Source organism: Nonomuraea terrae (genome assembly GCF_004348995.1).
Taxonomy (GTDB): domain Bacteria; phylum Actinomycetota; class Actinomycetes; order Streptosporangiales; family Streptosporangiaceae; genus Nonomuraea; species Nonomuraea terrae.
Map to the genome: position 1 here is coordinate 1 of NZ_SMKQ01000405.1, position 2,882 is coordinate 2,882.

3 protein-coding genes are annotated in these 2,882 nt (G+C 69.6%); 1 reads left to right on the plus strand and 2 read right to left on the minus strand.

Going from position 1 to position 2,882, the window contains the following annotated elements; genetic code table 11:
* Both E1286_RS46885 and E1286_RS46890 read right to left on the minus strand, forming a co-directional pair.
* A partial coding sequence (locus E1286_RS46885; protein WP_132623836.1) for a CHRD domain-containing protein occupies positions 1-685 on the minus strand: 685 nt, incomplete at its 3' end.
* Positions 686-824: 139 nt separating this feature from the next.
* A complete protein-coding gene (locus E1286_RS46890; RefSeq protein WP_132623838.1) occupies positions 825-2,072 on the minus strand; it encodes an MFS transporter in 1,248 nt (415 codons plus the stop codon).
* 83 nt (positions 2,073-2,155) lie between these two features.
* Between E1286_RS46890 and E1286_RS46895 the strand changes: the two genes are divergently transcribed.
* Positions 2,156-2,593 carry a winged helix-turn-helix transcriptional regulator gene (locus E1286_RS46895; RefSeq protein WP_246075770.1) on the plus strand — a complete coding sequence of 146 codons (438 nt, stop codon included), beginning with the start codon at positions 2,156-2,158 and terminating at the stop codon, positions 2,591-2,593.
* Positions 2,594-2,882: the final 289 nt, after the last annotated feature.

Here is a 2,882-nt window from a genome sequence, read left to right on the forward strand (position 1 = left end):
GGGTGGGCGGGGCGATCCCGTTGAACAGCGTCGCGTACTCGATCTTCCCGCCCTTGATGTCGAACAGCCACTCGGCGAAGCCGTCCTTGTCGCCGACCTTCTGGCCGGGCGCCGGGACCTCCTGCTTGCCGTCGGCCTTGACGTGGAACCTGCTGCCGTTGCCGATGGCGAGCACCGAGGCCAGGTTCACCGGCTTGATCCGGTACATCTGCGCGCGCACCGCGCCACCGGGGAACTCGCCGGTGTGCAGGTTCGCGTACCAGTTGCCGGGGTTCCTCGTGATGCCGGCCAGCAGGTTCTTGTCCTTGACCTGCACGGTGCCGGACACGGCGCTGGTGCCCTTGGGCAGGCCGTCCATGAAGAAGCCGATCTTGACGTCGCCGTTCTGGCCCTTCTTGCCCTGGTGGATGTGGAACATCGTCGGCGTGGCCGTGCCCTCCCACCGGACGGCGTACGAGACCTTGTCACGGTCGATCACGAAGACCGCCAGCGCGCTGCCGTTCTTGTCGCCCACCTTCGGGCCGCCCTTGACCGGCACCTCGTTCTTGCCGGTGAGCTTGGCCGCGAAGTAGACGGGCGCGGCGTACGGCGAGGCGTCGGCCTGGGCGGCGCCGGGCACGAAGGCCGCGCTGAGAAGGCCGGCGGCCAGGACGGCACCGGGAAGGGCGAGGGCGCGCTTGTTCATGGTGAACCTCTCGGGTGTGCTGGCGAGGGGCCGTCGGGTACGGCCGGAAGCTGACACCGAAGACCCTGCCGCTACCTCCCGCCCACGAGTACGTACAAATCCTCACTGACCGCCGAACGTGCATAAGTACGGCTTTTTCCTACTCCACGCCCCTAGGAGCCCGGATGGGGGAGGGGCAGGAGAGACATTCGGGCGGCTGGTGCGGAGCCGCGCCGGGGGGACGAGGTCGAGGGGACAAAGCCCAGACCGCGAGGGCCGCGGTCGCGTAGCCGGCGCCGAGCAGGCAGGCGGCGGGCCATCCGGCGGTGGCGTAGGTCCACGCCGTGGTCACCGCGCCGAGGGCCGAGCCGAGGGAGTAGAAGGCCATGTACGCGCCGATCACGCCGCCGGCCTGACGCGGCCGGGCCGTGGTGATGAGGTGCTGGTTGCTGACGTGGACGGCCTGCACCGCGAGGTCCAGGAGGATCACGCCCGCGCTCAGCAGCCACAGGGACTGCCCGGTGCAGGCGGTGAACGTCCACGACACGATCAGGACCACCAGTGCCCAGCCCGTGACCGGGCCGGCGTATCCGCGGTCAGCCCACCGTCCCGCGCGGGCGGCACCGAGAGCGCCGGCGAGCCCGGCGAGAGCGAACAGGCCGATCTGTGCCGGTGTCAGGTGCCAGGGTTCGGCGCTCAGCGGGAGCGCCAGACCGCTCCAGAGCGTCCCGAACGAGGCGAACACGAAGAACGCAAGGGCCGCTCGGCTGCGGAACATCCGGTCCGCGGCGACGAGGCTCCCCATGGAGGCGATCACCTGCCGGTAACCACCGTGTGCGCCCTCACGCGACTCGTCGGGGGGCAGCGAAATCATGACGAGTCCGGCCAGGACCATCGAGGCGGCGGCCAGTGTGGCGTACACGCTGCGCCAGCCTGCCGCCTCGGCCAGGAAGCCCGACATCACGCGGGCGCCGAGGATGCCGACGACCACGCCGGAGGTGACCGTGCCGATGTTCCTGCCGCGCTCGTGCGGCGGAGACACAGCGGCCGTGTAGGCGACGGTCGTCTGCACCACGACCGCGAACATCCCCGCGACGCCGAGACCCGCCAGCGCGAGCGGTGCTGTCGTCGAGGCCGCGACGACAGCGCTTCCGGCCGCGGTGAGCACCAGATGACCCGCGATGAGCCGCCGCCGGTCGAGCACGTCTCCCAGCGGAACGAGCGTGACCAGCCCGGCCAGATAGCCGGCCTGACCGACGGCGACGAGCCATCCCAGACCGCCTGAGGTGAGCCCCAGATCCGATCCCACCGCGTCCAGGACGGGCTGTACGGCGTAGACGTTCGCCACGGCTACCGCGCACACCACGGCCAGCAACAATCTGCGCCCTCCACCGAGGATCGTCGCCACACCATTCCCCAATCAGTAGCAAATTGCAACCAAACGGAGGCTAGGGCAGAATGGTTGCAAAAAGCAACCGAACGGAGGTGTGCGTGACAGCCGAGCGCTGGACCGACCCGAACTGCCCGGTGGCCAGGACCGTCGACCTGGTCGGCGACCGCTGGAGCCTGCTCATCGTCCGGGACGCGATGGATGGAGCATCCGCCTTCACCGACTTTCACCAGCGGCTCGGGATCGCCCGCAACGTCCTCACCGATCGGCTGCGCCGCCTCACCGAGTACGGCATCCTCGCCCGGGACACCGCACCATCCGGCAAGCGGCAGACCTACACGCTGACGGACGCGGGGCGCGACCTGTTCACCGTGATGCTGGCCCTGCGTCAGTGGGGTGAGCGCCACGCCTTCACCTCTGGGGAGGAGCACTCGGTACTCGTCGACCAGCGAGGAGAGGTCGTCCCCGAGTTGCGGGCCATCGACACCACCGGCACCCCGCTCACCTCCGGCACGACTCGCGTCCAGAAGGCGAGTTGACCCGGCGCCGGCGGGCACGGTCGGGCGGCCGGCGAACTCCATGACCTTCCGGAGAAATCCGTGAACGTACCGTGGTCATCTCATTACTCTCTGTGCTTCACTGTCGGTGTCGCCTATAGAACGGTGAGTGCCGATGGATCGGGATGTGAGCGCTGATCTGCGCCAGGAGGCGCTGTATCTGGCGGCTGGGGTGGCCGACGTGCTGCTGGGCGGGGCGCGCGACGTGCTGCGCCAGGTGCCCGAGCTGGCGGAGATCCGGCAGGAGCTTCGGGCGCGGGGGGAGCTGGCG